Origin of the sequence: Streptomyces sp. NPDC007901 (assembly GCF_042959465.1) — a bacterium.
GTDB lineage: Bacteria > Actinomycetota > Actinomycetes > Streptomycetales > Streptomycetaceae > Streptomyces.
The window spans coordinates 1-25,634 of record NZ_JBIBKW010000048.1 but is presented as its reverse complement, the minus strand read 5'-3'; the positions used below and the strand labels follow the sequence as shown (position 1 = coordinate 25,634).

13 protein-coding genes and 3 pseudogenes are annotated in these 25,634 nt (G+C 68.7%); 7 read left to right on the top strand and 9 right to left on the bottom strand.

Going from position 1 to position 25,634, the window contains the following annotated elements; translation table 11 throughout:
* Positions 1-152 (top strand): annotated as a pseudogene (locus ACFZDK_RS54095) (IS5/IS1182 family transposase); the annotation flags it as partial.
* A 49-nt stretch (positions 153-201) separates the two neighbouring features.
* On the opposite strand, the pseudogene ACFZDK_RS54090 reads toward ACFZDK_RS54095, so the two are convergent.
* A pseudogene (locus ACFZDK_RS54090) lies at positions 202-429 on the bottom strand (transposase family protein); the annotation flags it as partial.
* Positions 430-978: 549 nt separating this feature from the next.
* On the opposite strand from ACFZDK_RS54090, the gene ltrA reads away from it, so the two are divergent.
* Positions 979-2,475: a group II intron reverse transcriptase/maturase gene (gene ltrA, locus ACFZDK_RS54085; RefSeq protein WP_390986394.1), complete on the top strand. Its 1,497-nt coding sequence runs from the start codon at positions 979-981 to the stop codon at positions 2,473-2,475.
* An 82-nt stretch (positions 2,476-2,557) separates the two neighbouring features.
* Here ltrA and ACFZDK_RS54080 read toward each other — a convergent pair.
* The 8 genes and pseudogenes from ACFZDK_RS54080 to ACFZDK_RS54045 form a co-directional block, all read right to left on the bottom strand.
* Positions 2,558-2,911 (bottom strand): annotated as a pseudogene (locus ACFZDK_RS54080) (transposase family protein); the annotation flags it as partial.
* 119 nt (positions 2,912-3,030) lie between these two features.
* Positions 3,031-4,431: a TfuA-like protein gene (locus ACFZDK_RS54075; protein WP_390986392.1), complete on the bottom strand. Its 1,401-nt coding sequence runs from the start codon at positions 4,429-4,431 to the stop codon at positions 3,031-3,033.
* 73 nt (positions 4,432-4,504) lie between these two features.
* Positions 4,505-5,677, bottom strand: a complete 1,173-nt coding sequence (locus ACFZDK_RS54070) for a YcaO-like family protein (RefSeq protein ID WP_390986390.1) — start codon at positions 5,675-5,677, stop codon at positions 4,505-4,507.
* Between the two features lie 316 nt (positions 5,678-5,993).
* Positions 5,994-6,218, bottom strand: coding sequence for a hypothetical protein (locus ACFZDK_RS54065; RefSeq protein WP_390986387.1), 225 nt, complete (start codon positions 6,216-6,218; stop codon positions 5,994-5,996).
* Between the two features lie 39 nt (positions 6,219-6,257).
* On the bottom strand, positions 6,258-11,390 hold the full coding sequence (locus tag ACFZDK_RS54060) for a beta-ketoacyl synthase N-terminal-like domain-containing protein (RefSeq protein ID WP_390986385.1): 5,133 nt from the start codon (positions 11,388-11,390) through the stop codon (positions 6,258-6,260).
* A 154-nt stretch (positions 11,391-11,544) separates the two neighbouring features.
* The gene (locus ACFZDK_RS54055; RefSeq protein WP_390986382.1) at positions 11,545-17,634 is read right to left on the bottom strand and encodes an SDR family NAD(P)-dependent oxidoreductase; all 6,090 of its coding nucleotides are present in this window, start codon (positions 17,632-17,634) and stop codon (positions 11,545-11,547) included.
* Between the two features lie 8 nt (positions 17,635-17,642).
* Positions 17,643-19,196 (bottom strand): PfaD family polyunsaturated fatty acid/polyketide biosynthesis protein, encoded by a 1,554-nt coding sequence (locus tag ACFZDK_RS54050; protein WP_390986380.1) that lies wholly within the window; start codon positions 19,194-19,196, stop codon positions 17,643-17,645.
* Positions 19,193-20,956 (bottom strand): AMP-binding protein, encoded by a 1,764-nt coding sequence (locus tag ACFZDK_RS54045; protein WP_390986377.1) that lies wholly within the window; start codon positions 20,954-20,956, stop codon positions 19,193-19,195. The genes ACFZDK_RS54050 and ACFZDK_RS54045 overlap by 4 nt, the downstream gene beginning before the upstream one ends.
* An 855-nt stretch (positions 20,957-21,811) precedes the next feature.
* Between ACFZDK_RS54045 and ACFZDK_RS54040 the strand changes: the two genes are divergently transcribed.
* The 5 genes from ACFZDK_RS54040 to ACFZDK_RS54020 all read left to right on the top strand — a co-directional run bounded on the left by ACFZDK_RS54040 (position 21,812) and on the right by ACFZDK_RS54020 (position 25,606).
* Positions 21,812-23,059, top strand: a complete 1,248-nt coding sequence (locus ACFZDK_RS54040; protein WP_390986374.1) for a hypothetical protein — start codon at positions 21,812-21,814, stop codon at positions 23,057-23,059.
* A gap of 125 nt (positions 23,060-23,184) precedes the next feature.
* Positions 23,185-23,508: a transposase gene (locus tag ACFZDK_RS54035; protein WP_390986372.1), complete on the top strand. Its 324-nt coding sequence runs from the start codon at positions 23,185-23,187 to the stop codon at positions 23,506-23,508.
* Positions 23,483-24,076 carry a transposase gene (locus ACFZDK_RS54030; RefSeq protein ID WP_390986370.1) on the top strand — a complete coding sequence of 198 codons (594 nt, stop codon included), beginning with the start codon at positions 23,483-23,485 and terminating at the stop codon, positions 24,074-24,076. Before ACFZDK_RS54035 ends, ACFZDK_RS54030 begins: the two co-directional genes overlap by 26 nt.
* Positions 24,060-24,851 (top strand): hypothetical protein, encoded by a 792-nt coding sequence (locus ACFZDK_RS54025; protein ID WP_390986367.1) that lies wholly within the window; start codon positions 24,060-24,062, stop codon positions 24,849-24,851. Before ACFZDK_RS54030 ends, ACFZDK_RS54025 begins: the two co-directional genes overlap by 17 nt.
* A gap of 347 nt (positions 24,852-25,198) precedes the next feature.
* A complete protein-coding gene (locus ACFZDK_RS54020) occupies positions 25,199-25,606 on the top strand; it encodes a hypothetical protein (protein WP_390986364.1) in 408 nt (135 codons plus the stop codon).
* Positions 25,607-25,634 lie beyond the last annotated feature (28 nt).

The following is a 25,634-nucleotide window of genomic DNA, read 5'->3' as shown; positions in this document are numbered from 1 at the left end:
GTGACCACGCCCGGCTGCGGGCTCCCGGCGAGCGCGCATTCGCACAGCTGAAGTCCTGGCGACTGTTACGGCGAGCCCGATGTTCAACCCGGCGCGTCGGCACCATCATCCAAGCCATCCACACACTCTTGACCTGCGACTATTCAGGATGAAAGAGGTTCAGTCAGCCCAAGGGACAGATCTGTCGGTGACGCATCACCCATAATCACTGTCGGCCCAGCAGGGGATGCCCGCCCGGGCCAGGGCGTCGATGATGCCGTGGGTGCGGGCGGCGCGCCTGTCGTGGATCGCACCCGGCAGGGCGGCCAAGGCCCACAGCAGGCGGCCGGAAAGGTCCGCGATCACCTTCACGTTCATCCCGTGTTTCTTGTGCTTGCCCGAGTGTGCGCCGTGAGGCGCTTGCTGTTCGAGTGGAGGTGAAAGGCCATCACCATCGCCCTGTCGCAGCAGGGCGGTTGAAGCTGGGGGCAGCCTGAACCGGGAGGTGCCGGGGAGGGCGGGAAGCAGCCCCGACAAAGCCGGGACGTGCCAGTACTGCCAGATGGTGCGGGTTCGGCGAGCGAGACGGAGAGGAGTACGCGAGGAACCGGCGTCTACGCCTCCTTAAGGCACGCCAGCTCGAACCTGGTGGATGAGGGCTGGATGCGGTGCGTCCCTGCTGGATATTCGGCTGGCGGGGAACTTTCCGGACGGTCTATTTCGGTCGCGCGGGGAGGTCACGGTGAAGTGCTGCGGGGTAGCCGTGGCGAGGCCGCGGGGGCATAGCCGGGCTCCTACTCCGACGATCGAACAGCGAGTGAACACGGGAACCGTCCCGGTCCCGCCCTCCCGCCGCGCTTCCAGCACGGTCAAAAGGGCTGGGTCCATCGTCGGCCGATCGGGCCGGGACAGGGCGGAGCCGCCGTAGTACTCCGAGCCGGGGAGAGCCCGACGCATGGGGAAGGGCGGCAGCGGTTTCGAGAAGGGAAGGAGGCTGCAATGCCGAAAGACGCACTGCTGAACAGCAGTGCCCCGGAGGCCCCGTTGGGGTCTCACCAGCGGGTATCGGGGATGCAGGCCAAACTTCACCGTTGGGCGGCGGCTGACCATGGCCGTAGGTTCGACGATCTGTTCAACCTCGTATGCGACCCGGCGACGCTGCTCGTGGCGTTCGAACGGGTCGCGGGTAACCAGGGAGCCCGTACCCCGGGCGTCGACGGCCTCACCGTCGTCAACGTCGAGCGGGAACTCGGCCTCCCGGGCTACCTGGAGGACCTGCAACGCGTACTCAAGACGGGTGAATTCCGCCCGCTGCCGGTGCGCGAACGCAAGATCCCCAAGCCCGGCGGAAGCGGGACGGTGCGCAAGCTCGGCATCCCGACCGTCTCCGACCGGGTGGTCCAGGCAGCCCTCAAGCTGGTGCTCGAGCCGATATTCGAGGCCGACTTCCTGCCGGTCTCCTACGGCTTCCGGCCCATCCGGCGCGCACACGACGCGATCGCCGAGATCCACCGCTACGGCACCAACGGCTACCGCTGGGTGCTGGATGCGGACATCGAGGCGTGCTTCGACTCCATCGACCACACGGCCCTGATGGACCGGGTGCGCGCGAGAGTCAAGGACAAGCGCGTGCTGCGGCTGGTCAAGGCGTTTCTCAAGGCCGGCGTCCTCACGGAGGGCGGCGGCCGCGAGCACACCTTCACCGGCACCCCGCAGGGCGGCATCCTCTCCCCGCTGCTGGCGAACATTGCCCTGTCCGCGCTCGACGAGCACGTGATGGAGCCGTGGGAGCCGGGCGGGAGGATGTCCACCAGAGGCAGGCGGGCACACCACCGTCACCACGGCCGCCCGAACTGGCGCATCGTCCGCTACGCGGACGACTTCGTCGTCCTGGTCGACGGCAGCCGCGACGACGTTGCCCGTCTGCGCGAGGACATCGCCGACGTACTGCACCCTCTCGGGCTGAGGCTGTCACCGGCCAAGACCCAGATCGTGCACATGCCGGACGGGTTCGACTTCCTGGGGTTCCACATCCAGTGGCGCCGCAAGCGAGGATCGAACAAGTGGTACGTCTACACCTTCATCGCCAAGAGGCCCATCCGGCAGCTGAAGGACAAGATCCGTGCCTTGACGAACAGAACGTCGCAGCAGGACCCGGGGACCGTGCTGAAGAGGATCAACTCGATTCTGCGCGGCTGGGTCAACTACTTCAAGCACGCGGTATGCAAGACCACGCTGAAAGCCCTGGACCAGTTCGTATGGCGACGGGTGACCAGCTGGTGGATGGTGCTGCACCGCTGGAGGTGGAAGGACGTCCGCCGATGCTTCACCGACCGCAACGGCCGGTGGCACAAGCTCTCGGCGGACGGGACCGAACTGTTCCCCATGGTCTCGATCGCGGTCACCCGCTACCGCTACCGAGGCAACACGATCCCCAGCCCCTGGACACTCAACCACGCCTCAACGGCAGAAACCGTGGAGAGCCCGGTGCGGTGAGAGCCGCACGCCGGGTTCGGCGAGCGACACGGAGAAACGGACCGGTGGCAACACCGGCACCGCGCTCCGTGCCGACTCAACAGTACGGGCGGTCGGCGGCGATGCGGTCGATCGGCAGCAGCGTCCCGTCGAGGATCACGAACGCCTTGCGCGCTGCAGCCCGCACGGCCGTGGCGAGGCCGGGCGCGAGAGCGGCCAAGATCTCGACGGCCTCGGCCACATACCGGGCCACCGTGCTGGTTCCGACGCCGAAGCCGGCGGCGAGCTGGGCGTAGGTGTGTCCGCACCGCAGGTGGGCCAGAACCAGCAGGGCTTGCCGGTCCACCGGGAGCCGACGCCATCGGGTACCGAGCTCACGGCGCCGGGCAGTCAGCAGGCGGGACAGGGTGCGAAGGGCCGAGTTGGACAGATCGATCCCCGATGGGTAGACAAGCACATGAAGCTCCGGGCGGACAGGTTGATCTTGGTCGACAACCCATCCACCAGGAGCTTCACCTCTACCCGCACGCGTTCCCCACACCAACTCACACCGTTATCAGCCAGGTTGGGAAAGGCTCATTGGGTCAGCCGTTGTGGGGAGGCCAGCCGGAGCCGGGCGGTCCCTTGGTTGTACCGAGCGAACAGATAGAAAGGCCGCGCGGCGGTTATGGCGTGGTCGATGGAGGTGAAGCCGCGGTCCAGTGCGGCGACTCCGAGGTCGGTGGACGACAGCTTCCAGCGTTCCGCGAGCAGGTCCCGTATCTTTGTCGGCACGAGGGTGTCGAGGCTCAGATCGGGACGGTCAGCCAGCACGCGGTCGTTGACCTCCCACGCGAGACTCACGAACTGTTGGGCCGACGTGAGCATGGACCGCTCCGTCAGCAGGTCCAGCGCCATCTCCTCCCAGGGCAGCAGCAGCGTCGTGCTGCACGATCTGACCAGGAAGGCGGTGAGCTGCTCGGGCAACGGCAGACGTGCCTCCGCGGGCGTCAGCCACTGGTCCAGGAAGCCGAGCCGTTCACGATCTGCAGGGAGCCGGTACAGGCCACGGTGCTCTCCGTGCCGCAGGGCTCGTTCGGCGTCCGTCCCCTGGGATTCGTTCTCTTGGCACTCACGCGCGCACTGGCGGGCCAGGGTACTCAGGACCATGTTCCGGTGGTACACCGGATAGTCGTCCGCGAAGAGCTGGCACGCTCGCAGGAGGCCGAGACCACCGCTCCGTGAGATGTCCTGCCCCGCGTCTGCCTTACGCGCGACAAGCTGCCAGGTGTACAGGAAAGAAGTGCGGTGCACCGGGGGATGTTCGGACGAAGACCCGGCATCTACGGCTGCTATGCGCAGGCGTTGCAGCAGGAGAAGGGCGTCTGCGCGTTTGGGATCCGAGCGGTGGGCGGTGCAGTACCGCCGCAGCTCCTGGACAGCCGCAGCGTCAAGGCCGGCTTCGGCACCTGCTTCGGGAAGAGCGCTGTAGGAACGAAGCCCGAAGGGACGTTGCGAGAGCACGTCGAGAAGTCGGTCAGCCATCTGCGCCTTGCACACCCCGTGCTGTACCGCTTCGGCGAAGGTGGCCCTCATACACACGAGCGGTTCCGAGTGTGCCCGGTAGCCCTCCTCCGGAGGGCTGTGAAGCAGCGTGACCTCGTCGTCGGCCTCCAAATGACCATCACGGTAGTCGGCATAGATATCACCTATGCCTTCCATGCCGAAGCGGTCCAATTCCGCGGCCCGCAACGCTCCCATGCTCGCGGCGCCCAGGACCCGCACCCCACGGCTGAGGAGATACATGATCTCCTTGTGCCGTACGGCTCCTGTCTGGTGGAAGTAGCCGTCGACGATCCCCACGATGTCCCCGGCTTCTACGTCGAGACGGAGGAGGTCCCCGGCGGCGACGGGTGGCAGCACGGTGATTCCAGATCCGGCGGCCAACTCGGCCGCATCGGGAAGACTGGGGCCGACGAAACAGTACGCCCGGGGCACGGGACGCTCACCTCTCAGACTTTGTACGGGGCAGCGGGAACGGCGGGCCATCCCGCGCGCCAGGGCATCTGGCTCAATGGCTGGTATCGAACTGCGCACCGGGACAGACCACATGGGCGACCGGAACACCGAACTCCGCACTCGTGTGATCGACGTGGAGCGGCTCGAAGCCGGTCACGGACGCGACCCGGCGAGCCACGTGGATCACCTCCTGCTGGAGGTCGTCGAGGGGGGCCGAGGGGATGGAGGGAAAGTCCAGAGCCTCTCCGGTGGAGGGCTCGTGGGTCGAGATGCCGGGAGAGCGGTTCACCGAGAAGAAGCGGGCTTCCCGGTAAGCGGTCTGTCCGATGTCGTCACGCGCCCCCGCTATGGCGGTTGCTCGGGACTGGGCTGCCTCGCTCAGGGCTCGACACAGCGCCACAGAGGTGTCCAAGTGAGTGCCCGCGCCGGCGAAGCGCAGAGGGATCAAAGGACTCCAGATGATGGCATCGAACGTGGGAACCCCGAAGGGGTTGGGCAGGAAACGCACGGTGACCTGCACGCCCGCTGCCTCCAGACGGTCAAGCAGCAGACGGGCGGAGGGATCATCCACCGAAGACAGACTGACCGGCAGCCCTGTGGGGTGTCGTCTGGCGCGGGTGGACGCGTCTCTTTCGATGACCTCGTATAGGCCGTGCAACACAGCCTCATCCAGCGTGTTACCACTCGCGAGACCGTTACTGGTGGCCCGGAAGGAGACGGATGTCCATCGACCGTTGACACAGTGGTCTAGGTGCAGCAGCGACGCGGGGAGGTAGGACGGGTGTCGCCCATCGACCGTACTCGCGGGGTACCAGTCGAGGCGGCTGTCGGGGCCCAGCGCGTGGCGGGGGGCCGTGGTCAACGCCTCGAGGGGGTAACTCAGTTTCTGTTCCATGTCCCCGACGGTGCAGGTTTTCACCGGCAGCGTCGGGTGCTCTGCGTGCCATAGCTCGATCCCCTCCATGACGGCGGAGACCCGCGCGAGCACACGGCTGATGCCCTTTCCCTGAGAGACGGACAGGGTACGGGCATTCGGGCGTATCGCCTGGAAAACAGGTATGCCGATCTCATCGAGCCACGTGACCTCCGCGACCCGGGTGATGCCGAACGAAGGAAGGAGTGGACGGATCCACTCCCAAGTCTCCTCAGCGGTGCGAGACCGGTGTGTACCGGCCCGGATGGCTTTGCCGGAGACGGGCCGAGCAGGTGCTGTGGCTTGCGTCATGGACCGTGCGTGCATCTAACGCTCCGAGGCTTTCTGGCTGGGCGTATGACGCCCCGTCATGGAGTGTCAGTACCGGACCGAAGCCCGGTACTGTCCGAACCCGTCCGGGTCTGCCTCATGCGGGCAGACCCGGACGGGGCTCAGCGACTAGAAACCGCCGAGTTCGTCGCCCTCGGTGTCCTTGCTGACGATGTAGAAAAAGCCGAGAGGCTGCTGGACGTCAGTGTCCTGGATCGACGACCGTCAGTGCACCACCGCCGCCCCGGGATCAGCTCAGCGACGGGTCCCGAACGCGTCGGGCGCCGTGGACGTGCGCTCACAGTTCCAGCTTGAACTCCGGGCAGTGTTTCCGGACGAGAGCCATCATCTGATCCGCTTCGACGCCGAGAAGGCCGGCGGCCCGCATCGCGTCGTGCGCATCCCACGCGGCAGCGGACACGCCTTCTTCCGAGGAGGCCACGTCCTCCATTGCGGCCTGGAGTGTGGAGAGCAGGCGGACGTAGGCCTGGACGGCCTTGCGGATCAGGTCCTCGGTGGTCATGGGGGCTTCCTTGCCGCGGTGTGGTTCGGGTGCGTCGTGTCAGCCTGGCGGGATCAGTCGGAGGCCGACCCGCCGACCGTGGAAGGCCCGTTTTCCGTCAACGGTGATCAGGACGTCGGCGATCAGCGTCGGTACGGGATCGGTGGCGACCTCCGCGACGAACAGTTCGTAGACGATCTCCCTGGAGCGTGGGGTGACCTGCCCGCGGCAGCGCATGCGCATGGGCGTGTCGGTGACCGGCTCGAACCGCCAGCCGTCCGCGTCCAGGGTGTGCCCGAGCGCGGCCATGTAGAACGACATCGCCTGCAGACAGCCCTCGAACATCAGCATGCCCGGCATGCAGGGGTCGTCCTTGAAGTGCGCGTCGAAGAACCAGTCCTCAGGGGACACCGGGAGCCTGGCGCGCAGATAGCCGCGGCCCCACGGGCCGCCGTCGGGCTTGAACTCAGTTACCTCGTGGAGGAAACGTAGGCGTCCGTCGGTGATCCGCGGCGTACGCGCATGGGCCCTGGTCGCTTGCCATTCCGGGCCGAAGCAGTCGTCCAGGCGTCCCTGGGCGAAGGCGGTGACCAGGTCCGGCGGAAAGGCATGCCGGCTGCGGGGCGGTGCGGGTGGGACGGGCGAGGGGGCCGGGACGTCGTCGGACGGGTCCCACAGGATGCCGCCGGTTCCGGCAAGTTGCTCGTCGCCGAAGAACCCGGCCTGCGCGTTGCGGACGGTGAGCCTCAGTTCACCGTCGACCCGGCAGTCGAAGTGGAAGAAGAACAGATGGATGTCGCCGTGTTCCCGGTGGTCGTCGATGACGATGTCGAAGGAGAGTGTCTCACCGGGTACCGGTGGGCTGCCGTGGTAGGTGATGTCGCAGCCCAGCAACCGGTACACCCGCTCGCCGCGGTGCCGGAGGTCCGCGCCCATCCAGCTGATCAGCATCAGGTCGGCCTGGCCCGCCTCGACCGCGAAACCGGCGGGCATCCGCCCCACGGGATCGAGGAACCAGCTGTGCTCGGTCACGTCGGTCTCGGTGCGGATCACTCCCTTGCCGAACCGGCCGGGCTCCGCGTCGAGTGCGGTGACCCGATCGACGAGCAGGAGGGGCGGTCGCGGCATCCGGACCTGCCGCCGGTAGCCGTCCTGCGGGAGAAACATCGGGCCGAACACGTCTGAGATGCGGCCGGCGGCGTGTGTCTCCAGTTGGGCGCGGTCGAACACAACGGGGCTGGACGAGGAGGCTGTCGGCATGGATGCGGCCGACGGGCCGGACATCAGTAGCCGTTGAGCGTGCGCCATGACCTGCAGGTAGGCCTTGTGCGCCTCGGAATGGTGCTGAAGGAGTCCGCGGTGGGTGCTCATGAGCAGCTGGAACGGCGACGCCGGGGCTTCGGTGAGTGCGGTGGCACGTGTGGCCGTGTGCGGAGCGGGTGTGTGAGGGCGCCGTATCACGGGCGCCACGGGAGGCAGATGGGGGGCGGGTGGCATCGGCTCGGGCAGGGCCCACAGATCGGGCAGCCGGACCGGCTCAGGGTGTGCGCGGACACTCAGGGTCCTGACTGCGGGCCGCGGTTTCGTGCTCGCGGTGTCGAGGTGTTCGTACAGACGGCGGTGATCGACCGTGACCCCGGCCGCGACGAGCTCGGCGACCGTCTGCATCGTGCCGCGCAACCCGCGCCCGTCGGCCGAGTCCAGAGCGACCGCCACGTGCTCCCGATCGCCCAGGATCCTGCGGGTCCATCCCGTGCACAGTCCCTGCGGGCCGTGTTCGACGAAGATCCGGACTCCGTCGTGCCAGGCCCGCTCGACCGTTGCCGCGAAGTCGATCGTGCCGACGGCCTGCGCGGTGATGGCGTCGGCCACGGCGTCTCGCGACACGGTGTACGGCGTCGCGGTGGCGCACGAGTAGAAGCGAATCGCCGGCAGTGCGCTCGTCCGACGGTCGTACAGCCGCCGCCACCGGTCCTTGACCTCCACGACCTCCGGAATGTGCACGGTGATCTCGTAGTCGAGCGGCAGCGCGGTCGGTTCGCCGAGCCGGTCGAGCACGCGCCGGCAGGCGGTACTCTCCCCGCCGAGCACGCACAGCCCGGGTGCGTTGACCGCCATCAGACGGACGGTCGGTTCCCGATCCAGCACCGCTCGAACGGTGTCGGCGTCCACGCTCACCTGGAACGCCGCCCAGGTGCCCGACGCCACACCGTGCTTACGCCAGGACCGGCGCACCAGCTCGAGTTCGCCTGCCACCTCCTTGGTGAAGAGTTCGGATGTCTCGGCGTCCGTCATCAGAGCGGCGACGTCGTCCCAGGCTCCCAGGCTGATCAGCGCGCTGATCTCACCTGAGGAGTAACCGAGCGCGGCGGTGGGTTCGAGGCCGAGGATGTCCCGGGTGAGCCGGGTGTGCACCTGGGCGAGCAGCGCTGCCGCGTTGGTCTGCTGGAGTGCGTGCCGCGCGGGAGTGTCGTCGTACACCCAACCGACTGACTTCCGCAGCGGGCCGCTGCGCGCTTCCACCCGGCGCAGCGCGTCGGGCCACGCGAGCAGCATGTCCCTGCCCATGTGCGGGTAACACGCGGAACCGTTGGTGTAGACGAAAGCGATCTCGCCGTCGATCGGACGCTCGCGGAAGGCGACGCCCTCCGGCCGTACTCCGGCGCCCGACAGCCAGCGCCGGGCGGCCTCGATCCGCGCCACGCGCTGACCGGGATCGGTGGCCCATACCACGAGCCGGGCCGGGCCGGTGTCGGCTTCCCGTCCCTCCCGGGCGGCGGCAAGCGCTGTCCGGGCGTCGGTGCCGGAGTAGACGTGCAGGCGCGCCGGTGGTTCGGCGCTCCATGGCCGTACGGTGTCCGCGCGCAGGGCAACCCGCGTCGGGGCGGCCCCCAGGGTCCGTGTACTGACCGTGGCCCGCGGCCGTGCACACAGCAGGGGGTCGGCCGGCCGGCCCGCACGTGGTACGGCGCCGTGACGCAGCGCGACCGCGGCACATGCGACAGCGAGCAGCCCGACCGCGGCGTGCGGCGCACCGAACGCGTTCACCGGATCGAACCGGACGCCCGGGCCGGCCGGTGCCGTGTCGTCTCCTACGAGGAGTTCCGCGTCCGCCTCCGGGACGGTGCCGACCAGCGCGACGATCGGGTCACCGGTGCGACGGGCGTCCTCGGCTCGCTTGAGTACGAGGACGACGGCGGCGTCGCCGGGTTCCGCGGCGATCCCCATCTGCCGCGCGGCCTGCTGATGGACCGGCTCACGGGACAGGTCGACGGCGCCGACGAGCACCGCGTCGGCCGTGCCCGCGCGCAGCGCCCGGACCCCGAGTTCCAGCGCGACGATTCCGGAGGCCTGCTCGGCGGAGACGGTGAATCCGGGACCGCCCAGATCGAGCTGCGAGCTGATCCGGTTGGCGACGATGTTGGGCATCGTACCGACCACCTGCGCGGCGTCCAGGGGGCCGCCGAACGCCTCCTGGACCTGGGGCGTGGCATGTGCGGCGCCGATCGCGGAGAGCCAGGACGCGGTCCGCACGCGGCTCGGTTGTCGTGCCACCTCGACGTCGCACCCCATACCGACGAGCACCATCGTCCGCTCTCGGGGCAGGTCGAGGCCTTCTGCGGCCTCGCGCGCCGCCTCCAGCACGGCGACCTGCTGGCCGAGCGCCTGCCGCAGGTCGGCAGGGGGGGTACGGAGCCCGTCGATGCCGACGTCGTAGGTACCGCGGGGCTCCGGTCGGGCGGTACCGCCCAGAAGACGATCGCGGAAGTCGGCGTAGCCGTCGCAGTTGCCCGCCCGGGCACCGATCGCCACGATCGCGATGTCCTCGCCGGAGGGCGGCGCGCCCGGAGGCACGAGTGCCGCCGTACTGTCGGCGGGTCCGCTGTCGAGGACGAGGTGCGCGTTGTTGCCGCCGAAGCCGAACGCGCTGATCCCGGCCCGCCGCGGACCGTCCCACGGTTCGGCTTCCCCCAGCACCCGCATGGGCGTGTCACGCAGCGCGTCGATCGGTTCCTGCGCCGACAGCGTCGGCGGCCGGATCCCGGCCTCGAACGCACCGAGCACCTTCAGGATGCCCGCCCCGCCGGCGGCGGTGACCAGGTGCCCGAAGTTGGACTTGGCGGAGCCGACCGGCAGGTCACGGGCGCCGCCGAACACCGTGGCCGCCGCCCCCACCTCGACCGCGTCGCCCAGCGGTGTGCCAGTGGCGTGACACTCGAGCAGCGACACCGTGGCCGGATCGAGGCCTGCCTCCATGTAGGCCTGCCGAAACGCCCGGACCTGCCCCTCCGCCGAGGGAACCAGAAGGCCTGTGCCACGGCCGTCGTTGGACAGCCCGACGCCTCGGATCACCCCGAACACCCGCAGACCGGCGGCGAGCGCGTCGGACAGCCGGGCCAGCGCCACGAACGCGGCGCCCTCCGCGGGCACCAGGCCGTCGGCGTCCCGGTGGAAGGGACGGCTGCGCCCCGTGGGGCTCAGCGCCCCGAGGGCGGTGAAGGAGATGTGCCCGATGAGGTCGTCAACCCTGTTGACGGCCCCGGCGACCATCAGGTCGGCCGTACGCTCGTGCAGCCGGTCGCAAGCCAGTTTGACCGCGAACAACGATGAGGCGCAGGCCGCGTCGAGTGCGAAGGCGCCCGCGCGGAGTCCGAGCGCGGTGGCGGTGAGGTGGGCCGGCATCGCGGAGGAGAACCGGTTGGCGGCGGTGGGATCGCGGTGTGTGGGATCGGCGCGGCGTACGGCATCTCGGATCCGTCGCGGTTGGGAGGCGAACCAGGTGTGTTCGGCGTAGGCGACCATGCCGTCGGTCGGCAACGACAGATTGCCCATCACGAGCCCGGTCCGCTCACCACCGTTCTCCGCACCGGCTTCCCGCAGCGCCGTCCGCACGCTGTGCAGTACCCAGTGGAACACGGGGTCGAGTGTGCCGATCTCGGCCTCGTCCACGCGGAGGCCGCCGGGGTCGAAGACCTCGTCGAAGCCGCTCACGTATCCGCCGACCGCGTTGCGCGCGGGGGCTGGCGCGCGCCCGACCAGACCGGGGAGTGCCTCGTCGGGCAGCCGCCACCGTCCGGCGGGGACGGGGGCGATGCTGACACGGCCCCCGGCGATGTTCTGCCACAGTTGTTCCGGGGAGAGGGCATCGGGCAGCACACAACCACGCCCGACGATCGCGATGGGCTCGAACATCAGCGCTTCCGTACCTTCCAGGACTGTTCTTCGGGGGTGGGGCCGGGGGCCACCCACTGCTCGTCGCACGGCGGGGCTTCCGCGTTCGCCTGCGTCGTCACGGCGGGCAGTCGCCGCCTGGCCGGGTTGATGGTCCGCACCGGTTCCCCACCCGTCAGTCGTTCGCGAGGGTCTCGGTACGCGGCGCGTCCGGACGAGTCAGCAGCCGGACGTCGGTCAGCTCGAACAGCGGGTGTCCGTCCGGATCACTCGCCTGGACCGAGCAGTACGCCTCATTGCCGGCGGCCCGGCCCGCGCGCACCACGGCGATCGCCGGGCCACGCAGCGGGCCCGGAACGAAGACACGGAAGGCCCCGACTCCCATGGGAAGCGTCGCCCGCACGTCGAGCACCTGCGCGGCCCAGGCGGCCGCCAACTGCATGCAGCCGTCCACCGCCGCCGGATCGGTGTGCCAGGGTTCTTCCGGCCAGCCGAGTTCGGTGACTCCGCACAGGGTGCCGACCGCACCGGCCTGGCCGATGGCGTCCACCGCCGTCAGAGCACGGAACGCCGGACCGTGGAAGAGGAGATGTCCGTCGTAGATCACCCGGTCCGGCTCGCTGAGGCCTACCGGCCTGCGCCACGCCCGCGATGCGACCGGGTCGCCGGAGGGAGCGAGTGCGGCGCGGTAGTGGGGCCGCCCGCCCGGTCCGGTCAGCTGGACGGTGAATGTCCCGCCGTTCGCCCGGGTGTCCAGCCACAGCCGCCTGCTCGCCGTCGCGAAGTCCTCAAGACCGATCTTGCTGAGCACATCCAGATCCCCGACCTCGGCCCGCTCACCGGGGAACGTCGCCCGCGCGGCCCCGGTGAGCCATTCCAGCACCAAGGCCACGGGGACCACGGGCAGCCCGGCGATCTCGTGGTCGGCCAGGAACGGGTGGCTGCGCTTGGAGAGGCTGAGTTCACCGGACACACCACGGCGGATCGGCGGGCGGGAAGCCGACCGGATCACGGCCGCCGCTCCGTCGTCCGACTCGTGCAGTTCGTCGACGAAGGCCGCCGCGCCGGCGGCCGTCTCGATCAGCTCGACACCGCCGGCCCGGAAGTGGGCGGCGAGCGACTCGTCCACCATGCCTGCCGACCAGGGGCCCCAGGCGATCGTGCGGACCAGGCAGTCCGGCCGTCGGAGCCCCTCGGCGGCGGCGATCCGGGGGACGACCTCGTTGGCCATGGCGTAGTCGCTCTGTCCGGCGTTGCCGAACTCCGCGGCCACGGAGGAGAACACGCAGAGCAGGTCGAGCGGTTCGTCCTCCACCGCGGCGAGCAGCGACCGCAGACCGTCGACTTTGGTGCTGTACACCCGGTCGAACTGCTCGCTCGTCTTGTCCCGGATCACCGCGTCCGCCAGCACTCCCGCGCCGTGGACGACTGCGGTCACCGGTCCCCACTCCTCCCGGAACCCGGCAACCGCCGCGCGTACGGCGTCGGCGTCCGTGATGTCGACCGAGGTATAGCGGACGGCGCTGCCGCCCGCTTCCAATGCCCGCAGGGTGTCGCGGACTTCACGCTGGGCCAGGGCGGACGCCGTCTCGGTCCTGATCCGACGGGGGTCGAGTTCCTCCGCGGTCGACCGGAGACGGTCGATGACGGCCCGCTGGACAGCGGCCTCGTCGGCGGCGCCGCTGAGGTGGAGGGGTTCTTCGGTGAGTGGCGTCCGACCGAGCAGCAGCACGGCCTTGGGCGTGTGCGTCTCGACCAGCGCGCGTACCGAGGCCGCGGTGATCCCCCGTGCTCCCCCGCTGACGACGAGGACCGAGTGCGGTCCGACCCGGCCCGTGCCCGTGGGCCCGGTCAGTTCGGCGAAAACGCGGACGGTACGGCCCTCGGCGGACAGTGTGACCTCGGGATCCGAGCCGCCGGTGAGCAGTTCGGAGGCGATGAGCTCGGCGGCTTGCTCGGGGCCGAGACCGGCGAGGTCGCAGTCGATGCTCCGTACCGTGGTCTGCGGCCACTCCCGCGCTGCCGTCCTGGCCAGCGCGGTCAGCCCGGAGGCCCACGTCCCGCTCTGGACCACTACGAGGACGGTCGGCCCGTCGTGACGCGCCATCGCGAACGCCTTGACCGCCGCGAACGCCTCCCGGTTGGCCCCGTCGGCGCTCCTTGATGTCTGCTCGAAACCACCGAGACAGATCAGGCCATCGCAGTTCTCGGGAACCTCGCTCGCGGCGTACGCCTCGACGCCACCGGCACCGAGCCTCGCGGCCAGCGCGTCAGCGAGCTCCGCCGGTCCGCCGACCACCGCGACCGGCCCAGCGGTCAGCGCAGGCGTCGCGAACCCACAGGCCGGCGCCGCCACTTGGCGTGCGGTGAACCGGAGGGGAGGAGCGGACGGCACGGGCTCCGGGGCACTGGCCCCCTTGCTGCCGAGAACCTCGGCGACATCCCGAACCGTCCGGGCGGCACCAAGAACGGCCGCGTCGACGTCGGGAACGGTGACCCGATCACGGATGGCGGCGAGAATCTCCACCCGCTTGATCGAATCGACACCGAGATCCGTCACAAGGTCCATGTCAGGGGTCAGGACGTCGATCGGATAGCCGGTCTTCTCGGACACGGCAGACATCACCGCATCCACCGTGACGCCACTTACCGGGTCCTGCCTCTCCCCGTCCGGCACCGATCCGACTTCACTGTGGGGCCCGGCAGTGGCGAGAACCTCGGCGACATCCCGAACAGTCCGGGCGGCACCAAGGACGGCCGGGTCGACGTCGGGAACGGTGACCCGATCACGGATGGCTGCGAGAATCTCCACCCGCTTGATCGAATCGACACCGAGATCCGTCACAAGGTCCATGTCAGGGGTCAGAACGTCGATCGGATAGCCGGTCTTCTGAGACACGGCGCTCATCACCGCGTCCACCGTGACGTGCATGGTCGGTGTCGTCTCCTCGAACGGCAGCGTCTCGGGCTCGATCTGGGGAGAAGATCCGGGAGTGGTAGGCACCGTGACCGGTCCTGGAGTGGAAGTGGGCACGGAGAGCCCGGGTATCGGCACCGCCCGCGACGGTTCAGGGGCAGAGGCGGGTACGGCCGGGGACGTAGTCACTGCCTGTGGCTCATAAATGCGGGCCAGAGCGACCTGAGTAGTGATGCCCAGGTCACCGCCGAGTCGTGTCAGCGCGGCCTCCGACATACGGAGAAAGGCGAGATGTGAATCGGCCATGACCTGCTGGTACGTGGCGTGCGCGGCACTGGCAAGACGTTGTGTCTCGGCCAGTGTCGCCAGCCAGCCCGCCGGCTGGGTCGGCGCTCCACTCTGCTCTGGGGCGGGTATCGGGGCTGTGGTCGCCGTACCGGTGGGTGTGGCGGACCGGGCGGGCTCGGGGTCGGGGTTCGGCGGCGGCAGCGCAGCGCTCCCGTCGGGAGGCGGGTAGGACTTCTGGTAATTGGTGCCCAGTAGTTCGACCGCCGTCCGGCTGCTGCCCGACGTGTCGCCATTCATATCGGGGTTCTCCTCCATACCTGCGGTGTACGGGTGCCACAACTCGGCGAACTCCATGTCGAGACCACCGACCGCGAGACGTGCCAGTGCTTCCTGGACGGCGGTGAGTCCTGCCGCCCGTTCGCGGTCCAGGCTCACCGCGAGGTGTTCACGGCCTTCGAGGATCTGGCTGGTGAATCCGGTGAGCGTCGCGTTCGCGCCGACCTCGACGAAGGTCCGGATCCCGGCGGCGTACATCGCCTCGATCTGCTCGACGAACCGCACCGGTGCGGTGAGCTGCTCGGCGAGCCCGGCGCGCACCGCCTCGGCGTTGTCGGCATAGGGCCGCGCGGTCGTGTTGCGGAAGGTCGGGATACGGGGAGCTTCGACGTGCTCGGCGTCGAGAGCCTGCCGGAACGGCTCCGCGGCCGCGGCGACGACCGGGCTGTGGAACGCGGTGGCCGTGTCGAGCCGCCGCACGGTGTGTCCGCTCGCTTCGGCACGCTGTTCGAGCCGCTTGACCGCGTCCGTCGTACCCGCCACGACGACCTGCCGAGGCGTGTTGTGGTTGGCCAGCCACAACGTATCCGAGCCGACGGCCGCCACCAGTGCCCGCACCTCGTCGGGCGTACCGAACACGGCGGTCATCGCGCCGGGTTCGCGGGCGGCGTCCCGCATCAGCTCGCCGCGGCGTCTGGCCAGACGAAGCAAGGTCTCGCGGTCGTAGCTGCCGGCCGCGTGCAGGGCCACGAGTTCCCCGAAACTGTGTCCGGCCACCGCGTCCGGCCGTACGCCGAGCAGCCGCAGGAGTTCGAGTACGGCGAGGCTCTGTGCGGCGAGGGCGGGCTGTGCCCACTCGGTGCGGATGAGCCGGTCGCGCTGAGCGGTCCGCTCCTCGGCGGTGAACGCGGGCGGCGGGAACACCACCCGGTGCAGCCGTTCGCCGTCAGCCGTGGAACAGGGCATGGCTGCCACGGAGTCCCAGCTGGCCAGTGCTTCCGGAAGTGACATGGCGAGTTCGGCGCCCATGCCGACGTACTGGCTTCCCTGGCCCGAGAAGAGGAAAGCGACCGGCCCGGGGTCGGCCGGGTGGGCGCCGTAGAGGCCGCCTGGAACAGTGAACGAGGTTTCCGGATCGGAGGCGATGCGGTCCGTCAGGGAACGCAGTTTCGTGGCCAGGTCGGACTCGCCGGTGGCCACGACGCCGAGCCTGGCCGGCGCGGTCGCCTCGAACGTCTCCTGACTCCAGCGGGCCATGACGGCCAGGGGGATCCGGCCGTCTGCCAGCCGGACGACCTGATCGCGGAGTTCCCCGGGAGACTCGGCGGACAGCAGTACCAGCTCGCTCCCGGAGGTACGCAGCCGCGGCCGGTCCCGGTCGGTGTCGTCCTCGGGCACGTGCTCGGAAAGCGTGACGTGGAAATTGGTGCCGCCGAATCCGAAGCTCGACACACCGGCTCGGCGGGGACGGCCGCCGTCTCTGATCCACGGCCGTGAGCGGGTGTTCAGGTAGAAGGGACTGCCGTCGAGGCCCAGCTTGGGATTGGGTCGGTCGACCTTGATCGTGGGCGGGAGGATCCCGTGGTGGACCGCGAGCGCAGCCTTCAGCAGGCTGGCCGCGCCCGCGGCCGCCTTGGTGTGTCCTATCTGGGACTTCACCGAGCCGAGCGCGCACCAGCCGTCGTCGTCGCGGCCGGAGGCGCCGAACACCTCACGGAGCGCCGAGGTCTCGGCGGCGTCACCGGCCGCGGTCCCGGTACCGTGCGCCTCGATCAGCTCGACGCTGTCGGGGCCGTAGCCGGCCGCCTCGTACGCCGTCCGTAGGGCACGGGCCTGCCCGCTCGACTGCGGAGCGTAGATGGCGCCGCCGGAACCGTCCGAGGCCGCTCCGATGCCGTGGATCACCGCGAGGATCCGGTTCCCGTCGCGTTCGGCGTCGGTCAGCCGACGCAGGGCGAGCAGAACCACGCCCTCGCCGAGCACCATGCCGTCCGCGTCCGACGAGAACGGTCGGCAGTCGCCGGTGGGCGACAGCGCGGGGGTCTTGCTGAAACTGGTGTACATCAGCGGGTCGTTGAAGGTGTCGATGCCACCGGTGACGACCAGGTCCGCCTGCTGGAGGGCGAGTTGGTTGGCCGCGCTGGACAGCGCCGCGAGCGAGCTCGCGCAGGCGGCGTCCGTGGTGTAGTTGGTGCCGTGCAGGTCGAAACGGTTCGCCAGCCGCCCCGCGACGACGTTGGTGAGCATGCCGGGCAGGCTCGACTCCTGCCATGCCGGGTAGTGGGCGGCGATCCGGTCACAGACGGACTGTGCCAGCGACTCGGGAACGCCACTCTCCCGCAACGCCTTCAGCCAGACCGGCCGCTGCATGCGGGCTCCCATGGTGGCGAGCATCTCCAGACCCGAGATGCCGAGGATCACGCTGGTCCGAGAGCGGTCGGTGGGGGCTCCGGAGGAGGCCAGCGCGGAGAGCAACCGCTCGGCGGCGGCCATGGTCAGGAGCTGGGCGGTGTCGATCGTGGGCAGGGCGGCGGGCGGCACACCGAAGCGCAGCGGATCGAACATCACCGGGGAGAGGAACCCACCGCGGTAGGCGTAGCACTTGTCCTCCGCCGCGGGATCGGGCTCGTAGTAGTCCTCTACCAGCCAGTGCGTGGGCGGAACGTCCGACACCTGGTCGGTGCCGAAGAAGACGGTGCGCCAGAAACCGTCGATGCCGGCGGGTCCGGGCAGTAGTGCGCTCGCACCGACGATTGCGATCGGGGTGAAGGGGGGTCTGGGCATGACGGTCCTTAGGCGAGACGGCGAGGAGCGAACGCGAAGGCGTCGGCCGGCACGGGCACGCCGTACGTACGCAGCTGATGCGCTCGGGTGACCACGGCTGCGCCTTCGAGCAGGTTGCGGGCGACCTGGACGACCTCCCGGTCGGCGGGGTCTGCGAGAAAGCTGCCGCGCACCCATGAGTTGAACGCGCCGGCGGCTGGGCCGCACCACAGCTGGTAGTCGTCGCCGCGGTCCCGCTCACCCTGGATGGGCCACCAGGAGGCCTTGCCCAGGTACCACCTGAACAGCAGGGCCATCCGGTGCTTGGGGTCGGACTCGGCCCTGGCGAGCTGGGCCGGGTCACGGCTCTCCCAGTAACCGCGGGTCTCCTCCCAGATCTCCTCGAACGGAGCGCGGAACACCGTTTGTTCGAGCTTGCGCCGCTCCGGTGCGGGAATCGACTCCAGCGAGTCGAACTCGGTGTAGAGCTGGTGAAGGCGGTTGGCGCGCGAACCGAACAGTGTCCCGCGGCGGAGTACCTGGACCTTGACACCCAGTTCGAACATGTCACCGGACGCGGCCATCATCACGTCGGCGAGATCCGCCTCGGCGAGCATCTTCTTGGCGCCGGCCGAGATCCCCGCCTCGACGCAGGTCTGGTTGACCGAGCCGGTGACCACGTACGCGGCTCCCGCGGCGAACGCCGCTGCCACCGCCACCGGCGTACCAAGACCACCGGCGACACCGATACGGGCGGGAGTATGACCGTGGCGCGCGGCGATGCCGGCTGCCAGCTCCTGGATCCGGGGCAGCACGGAGAGCAGTGGGCGGTTGTCGGTGTGCCCGCCGCTGTCGGCCTCCACGGTGAGGTCCTCGGCGACCGGGATCCGCGCCGCGAGATCGGCTTCGGCGTACGTGATGCGGCCGGCGGTGCACAGCGCCTCCAGCATCGACCACGGCGGAGGGGCGAGGAAACGTTCGGCCACCTCGGGACGCGACACCTTGGGGAACAACCGGACCTGGCGCACGATCCGGCCCTCGGCGTCACTGCGTAAACCGCTCACCGCGAGTTGCAGCACGGACGGGGTCAGCTCCATGAACGCGGAGACAGAGACCGCACGCACCTCGGACCGCAGCAGCAGGTCGACCATGCTCCTTTCCCAGGCGGGCCGGCTCGGTGCGTGGAGGAGGTTCACGCCCCAGTTCGCATGTCCCGGCAGTGCTTTACGCAGCGTCGCCAGGGCCTCGGCCACCCGGTCCAGGGACAGCCCTCCCGCGCCGAAGAAGCCGAGCAGGCCCGCCCGGCCCAGCGCGACGACCATGTCGGTGGTCGATATCCCGTGCGCCATCTCGCCGGCGACATAGGGAAAGCGAGTGCCGTGCACCTCGCCGAACGACCGGTCGCCCAGCCACTCCGGATACAGTGCCGGCAGTGTGGCGAGCACGCGCCTGTCGCCCGGATCGCCGGTGAGGGCGCCGACACCACCGTCCTCACCGACGACGACGTGCACCGGTTCGCGGATCCGGCGCACCACGTCGACAATCCTCGTCGTAGCCGACGAGACGGGAACCGCCGCCGTCACACGAACTCCTTGAGACCGTTCGCCGCCAGGTACTCATCACGGCAAGCGCTCCGCCGGACTTTGCCGCTGGTGGTCTTCCGGACCAGCTTCCGGCCGACGACCACCTCGGCCGGAGTGATGCCGAACTCGGTCTCTATCTGTGTCCGTACCGCCTGCCGGATTTCCTCGGCGTGTCCCGAGTCCGCCGGTTCGCCTGTGGATTCCACGAGCATGATCAGTCGTCGCTCCGGGCCGCCGGGATCGGCCGGCACCGAGAACGCTGCGACTCCGCCCCTACGGATACCGGGATGGCAACCACGCACAGCCTCCTCGATGTCCTCGGCGTGGTAGCGGAGCCCGTCGGTTACGATCATGTCCTGTAGCCGTCCGGTCACGTACAGCTCGTCGTTCCGCAGGAAACCGACGTCGCCTGTGCGCAGGTAACGCCGCGGGTCACCGTCGCCGATCTCGGCATGGAAGGTCTCGCGGGTCGCCAGCTCGCGGCCCCAGTAACCGAGCGCCTTGGTGGGCGAGTCGATCCAGATCTCACCGACCTCGTCGGGGCCGCAGGGCAAACGGCTCTCGGGGTCGACGATGCGCAGGCTCGTGTCAGGCTTGATCGTCCAACCGGCGCCGTAACAGACGGCCCGGTGGTGGTCCGGGCCCGGTTTCGCCGGGACGACGCGGCCCCGGGCCAGTTGGTCACGGTCGAGCGCGAGCGGGCCGCTGCTGCCCATGGCCAGGCTCATGGTGTGCTCGGCGAGGCCGTATCCGGGGTGGAAACAGGCGCTGTCCAGCCCCGTGCCGCGGAAGGTCTCGAAGAACGCCTCCACGGCGGCCGTCCGTACGATTTCGGCGCCCGCGCTGAAGACCTGTACCGAGCTCAGGTCCCAGCCGGCCCGCTGCTCCTCGGTCGTCTTGCGGCACATGAGGTCGAGGGCGAAGTGCGGGCCGGAGGTGTGGGTGCCGCGCACCCGGGACAGGACGTCGAACCAGACCGCGGGCCGGTGGAGGAAGTCCAGCGGTGAGATCAGGTATGTCCGTCCGGAGTTGCCGGCCAGGGTGCTGAGCAGGACGGAGACCAGGCCCATGTCGTGGTAGTGCGGGACCCACGTGACCGCGACCGTGCCCTCACCGAGGCGCAGGTCCGTTGCGAGAGCCTCGACCTCGTGGTGCATGTTTCGATGGCTGACCGTCACACATTTCGGCGGGCCGGTGGTACCCGAAGTGAACTGCAGGTAGGCCGGCTCATCGGGATCGGACGGCTGGTGCCAGAGATCCAGGAACGGCGTCGCGCCGAATTCGTCAAGATCCGGCACAAGCCAGGGCTGACGTGAACGGAGGACGACCTCCCCTGAGCCGGCCGAGTCCAGGACCGCGAGATAGTCCTGGTGCGTGAGGATGGCCCGGGCACCGCAGTCGTCGGCGACCCCGAACACGCGCGCGAGATCCTGTTCGAGCGCGAAGGGGTTTGGCGGTGCCACCGGAACCGGAAGCACACCGGCCGCGAGGCAGCCGAGGAACGCATCGATGAAGTCGAGCGAAGGAAGGTGAACCAGCACCACCCGCTCCCCCGGCTTGACACCGCCGTCGGACAGAAGTTTCCGGATCCCCTCCGCCCCGCGCGCGAGATCGCCGACGGTACGCCGCGCGGCGTCTTCACCGTGCACATCGGTGAAGACGAACAGACAGCGGTCCGGATCGGTTCGATAGAGATCGGCGAAGACCGAGGTCAGAGGGTGTACGGAACGCGGGGGCTCGGTGCGACGGGGGATGGACATCCTGTCTCCTGGCGTGATGGAGGGGCCCGTCTCGGGCCCGTCGCCCCCGTAACGGGCCCCGGCGCCCAGCAGTTCATTCCGGGCTCACGCCCTCATGCAGCTCCGGGCCCGGATGTGCCCGCCCTGCCACCGATGTCCTGCCGGATCCCGAAGCCAGTTTCGCCGAACGTCGTTCCGCGCAGGGGACCTTCTCGCGGCGGCCGGTGCTGTCCAGGACTCGTCTTCCCACTGGAGGCCCGGAGCAAGTGCGCGTCCACCGTCGTAGGCTGCCCGTGCGTCTACGACGGCGGCGGCGGTAGCAGCGTCGGAATCGTCTCTTCGCCGGGCTTCGGCCACGCTCGTTCGTCCAGCGACGTCCATCGGGTCGAGGGTGACGCGGTAGCCGAGTTCGTTCAGGCGTGACGGCTCGGCGTGCGGCCCGTTCGGGATCCCGTTGGGTGAAGTAGCCGCCGCCGAGCTCGTGGTAGGTCACGTGGTCGTTGAGCATGTGCCAGACCGCGGTGATGATCGAGTGTTCAACGGCGATCAGCGCCTTGATCGGACCGCGGGGGGGCGGTCAACCGCTTGTAGCGTGCCTGCAGGAAGGAGTCCTTGGTCCGTGCCGCTCCGAACGCGGCCATCCCCAACGCCCCTTTCAGATAGGGGTTGTAAGGCGCAAGAAGGTAGAAACGCCGGCTCTCGATTGAACTGTCCGTCGCTCCTCGCCGTTGCTGTGTTGTGCGGAGCCGCAGTGGTGCGGTGGTTGGTCGGGAAAGGACGTGTGCAGGTATGGATGAGGGACGGGAGTCGACAGCTCACATACAGGTGGTGATTTCAGGTAACGGGTCAGCGGAGGTGGACGGGGTGCCCGTGCCTGTGGTCGGCAACGAGTCGGTCGACGTGGCGATCCTGGACACGCTGCATGGGTATGCGCGTAGTCGCAACAGACCGGTTTCGGCTGTCATCTCGGATCTGTCAGCGGAGTACGTGGCCGTTGTTGAGGTTTTGCCGGATGGTTCCAGCAGCCTCGTGGAGGAGCGCAGGAAGGACCCCGTGAGTGGTCCCGAGGCCTTGGGCTCCGTGGATCTCGACAAGCCGGTCTCATCGTCCGGTCGTGCGGAGGCGCCCGGTGCAGGTGCCGAAGCGCCCGAGGTGGTGCCGTCCTCCGTGTCCCGTCCTGGTGCTCCTGGCGTCTTGGGTGCCGATCAGGAAGGCCGGCGGCCGCGTGACATGGGGCAGTCGGACGACGAGTACGAAGCGCCAGGGCTGCTGCGGCGTCGTGTTGTCGTCTCTGCAGTGGGGGCCGGTGTGGCGCTGTTGGTTGTCGGTCCATTGATCGTGCTCGGCAGCGGATCGGGGAGCAAGGCCAAGGACCAAGCTGTTGACGCGGCAGGTGACAGGAGTGGGGTCCCGGTGGTGCCGGCGCCCACACAGCCGACGGTGACCGCTTCGCCGTCGCTGTGGCCGCACGCCACATCCGGCCCCAGCACGTCCCCCAGCACGTCCCCCAGCACGTCCCCCGATCCGTCGGCGAGTGCTTCGCCGTCGACCGCGCACAGCCGCAGTGCGTCACCGAAGGAGACGAGGGCAGCAGAGCCCGACCGGACGCCTGCACGCGTAACGCCGCCGAGCGTGCCCCATGCGCCGCACCGGCAGACCGCGGCCGAGGCCGTCATGAAACTGGCGGCGAGCAGTCCGGGGCGGCACATCTGTTACCGGGTCTATCTCGACAAGGGCGGTTGGCAGAAGCCGGTGTGCGACGGTGCCACGGCGGGACGCGTGGGTACTCGCCGGAAGATCAAGTCGATCAACACGGCGACGGCCGGGACCAAGGGGACTTCGTCCAACGCCTGGGTCCACGTGGAGCAGTGGAAGACGCCCTGGAGTGGCGCGACGGCCGACGGCGTGGATGTGTACATCGGCTCGACCAAGGCGAGTTTCCCGTACATCCTCGGGTTGGTCATCAACGTCGGCGATGGTGCGGTCTGCGAGAACGCGGCGGTCAACGGTCAGTGGGGTGGACTCACATGTGACAATCCGACCGCGCAGCCTCCTGTCAACTACGTCTGGGGTGGGACCATGAACGACTCCCAGTGGCTCCAAGCCGTCAGGTTCGCCGTCTGAGCGACGAGCCGCACTGTCCGCGCTCCGACGAACTCGTAACACAATCTTGCTGATCGTTGCTGGTGGGGCGTGACCGATGTGACGATTCGTCCGTTCGTGATGGCCTGAGCAACAAACCGTGGACCGTGGACGGCGAGCTGTGGGCCCGGATCGAGCCGCTGCTGTCGGCCTGGCCGGAGCGGTCGCCGGGCCCTCGCCCGGTGGACGACCGGCGGTGCTTGCAGGGCATCCTGTTCGTGCTGTACACCGGCATCACCTGGCAGCAGTTGCCGCTGGAACTGGGCTTCGGCTCCGGGCAGACCTGCTGGCGCCGGCTCGACCGCTGGCAGGAGGCCGGGGTCGAGGCCCTGCACCGCATACTCCTGGCCGAGTTGAACGCCGCCGGACTGATCGACTGGACGCGCGCGTGCGTGGACACCTCCCATGTGCGCGCGAAAAAAAGGGGGTGAGGCAACCGGCCCGTCGCCGGTCGACCGCCGCAAGACCGGCAGCAAGCACCACCTGCTCAGCGACGGCGGCGGCATCCCGTTCCACGTGATCACCACCGCCGCCAACGTCAACGACGTCACCCAGACCCTCGCCTTGGTCGATGGCATCCCACCGGTCGCCGGCCGGGTCGGTCACCCCCGCAAGTGCCCGGACGCCCTGCTCGGCGACAAGGGCTACGACAGCACCTCCCAACCACCAGGAGCTGCGAAAGCGCCGGATCCTGCCGATCATCTCCCGCAAGGGATCTCGGGACATCATCGGTCTCGGCAAGCTCCGCTACGTCGTCGAGCAGACCTTCGCCCAGCTCCACGAGTTCTAGAGCAGGACACACCAGGACGTCTCCGCCCATGGCCCGGCTGCTGGGTGCGTCGCGGAAGGACCACTACTCCCGCAAGGGCCATGGTCCGTCCCGCCGGTACTCCAAACCTCTTGACCGAGCCTCTTCCATTCCAGCTCACGCAGAGCCGAGCCACAGCACAGTGTTATACGACGCACCCAAGGAGATCTGACAGTGGTGTACAGCGATGAAGGCCAGCCCGAAGCCTCCGCGTCAAGAAAACGCAACGGAAGCATGGACTCTCAAATGTCCGGTGGTTCCTACTATGGAATCATTACGGACTACACCGGAAAGGCTCAGCAGACAGGGGTCCGGCCTGAGGGAACTCCCGTCGACGAACACTCCGGACTCCGTATTCCGGACGGTAATCTGACGCCGCCGGATCGCGGGCAGTCATCGCCACATGAGACGGAAGAGCAAAACGCGAGACAAAAGCAGTGGCGGGCTATGCGAAACGAGGCTCTCAGGAAAATTTTCTTCAAAGCGGTCCCCTACCTGATGCAAGCGGCAGGCGGCTTGACCTCTGGGACATCCGGGAATGCGATGTACGCTGCCGGAGTCGGGTGGCAGGGATCTGAAGCTGTGCACCTCGCCGCCAAACAAATGAAATTCGGTCTCGATGGAAAGTCGGAATTCAATGGAATGGTTTTGGCGGGCTCCGTGATGCAGGTCATCGGCGCCGGCTTGCGCGCCGCCGGCAATGTCGATGGCCTCTCTAATGATCAGCAGAAATGGCTTATGGTGGGGGGAAATACGCTGATTGGCGCCGGTACCGTAGTGTCCTGCTTTCCCGACCCGCCGCAGCCAGAAGGAGCTCTCAGACCATCACCATCCGTGGCCCAGGCCGCGTGCGAGCTTCAGCCACCTAATCCACCGGCGGCGTCGCTGCGCCGAGGGACAACGATCTTTTCTTCCTCACCGCAACCCGGCGGTTCCTGGGTGGCTCGCGGAGGACGCTCCCGCTGACGTATTGGCGTATCGCATCTGCTGCCTACCGGCATTTCCACGAGGTTTCACCTGATGGCTGCTGGGCATGTTGGCGCCTCCGCCGCGTCGATTCCGGGCCTTCGAGTTGCGGTCAGCCAGCATTCCCCAGCACATCCACAGCAGCATCAAAACCAGCGGGCCCAAGAATACGGCCAGTACGGCGACACCTATCCCGGTCTCTCCCAGACAATGGCCCCCTCGGAGGCCACTCACCCACCCCCAACGACTCCGGGGATTCGAAAGGTGCTCGGGGATATTCTCCCATCGCATCCACAGCATCAAAACCAGCCGGCCCTAGCCTCAATACCGGGACTCTGCTGGTGATCTTGTCCGGGGTGCTGACGGTGGGGCCGTCGGATGGTTCGCTGGAGGAGTTGCGGGGTGGCCTCGGATTTTGGGGTGTGGGGGCAGTGTCGTTACGGCCGGGGAGTTTCCAGCGAATTCTGGTGAGGACGGTGCGAACAGCTCGGGCGGCGTGTCTGAAGAGCACTCCGGCGATGCTTATCCGGGACCGGCTCGATGTCCTGTTCGAGGACGAGGAGTTCGTCGGGCTGTATCCCTCCGACGGCAGGCCGGGGCTGTCTCCCGGACAGCTGGCGCTGGTGTCGGTGCTTCAGCTTGACTCTGTCGGGGATCTTGGGGTTTCGCCATGGGGCAACATGATGAGGAGCAATGCTCAGTACTTGTGGATCGATCTTTGGGACGGGACGCGCAGGGCGTACCTTCCCGAGTGATCTACAAGTCACCGAGTAGAGGCCCGCG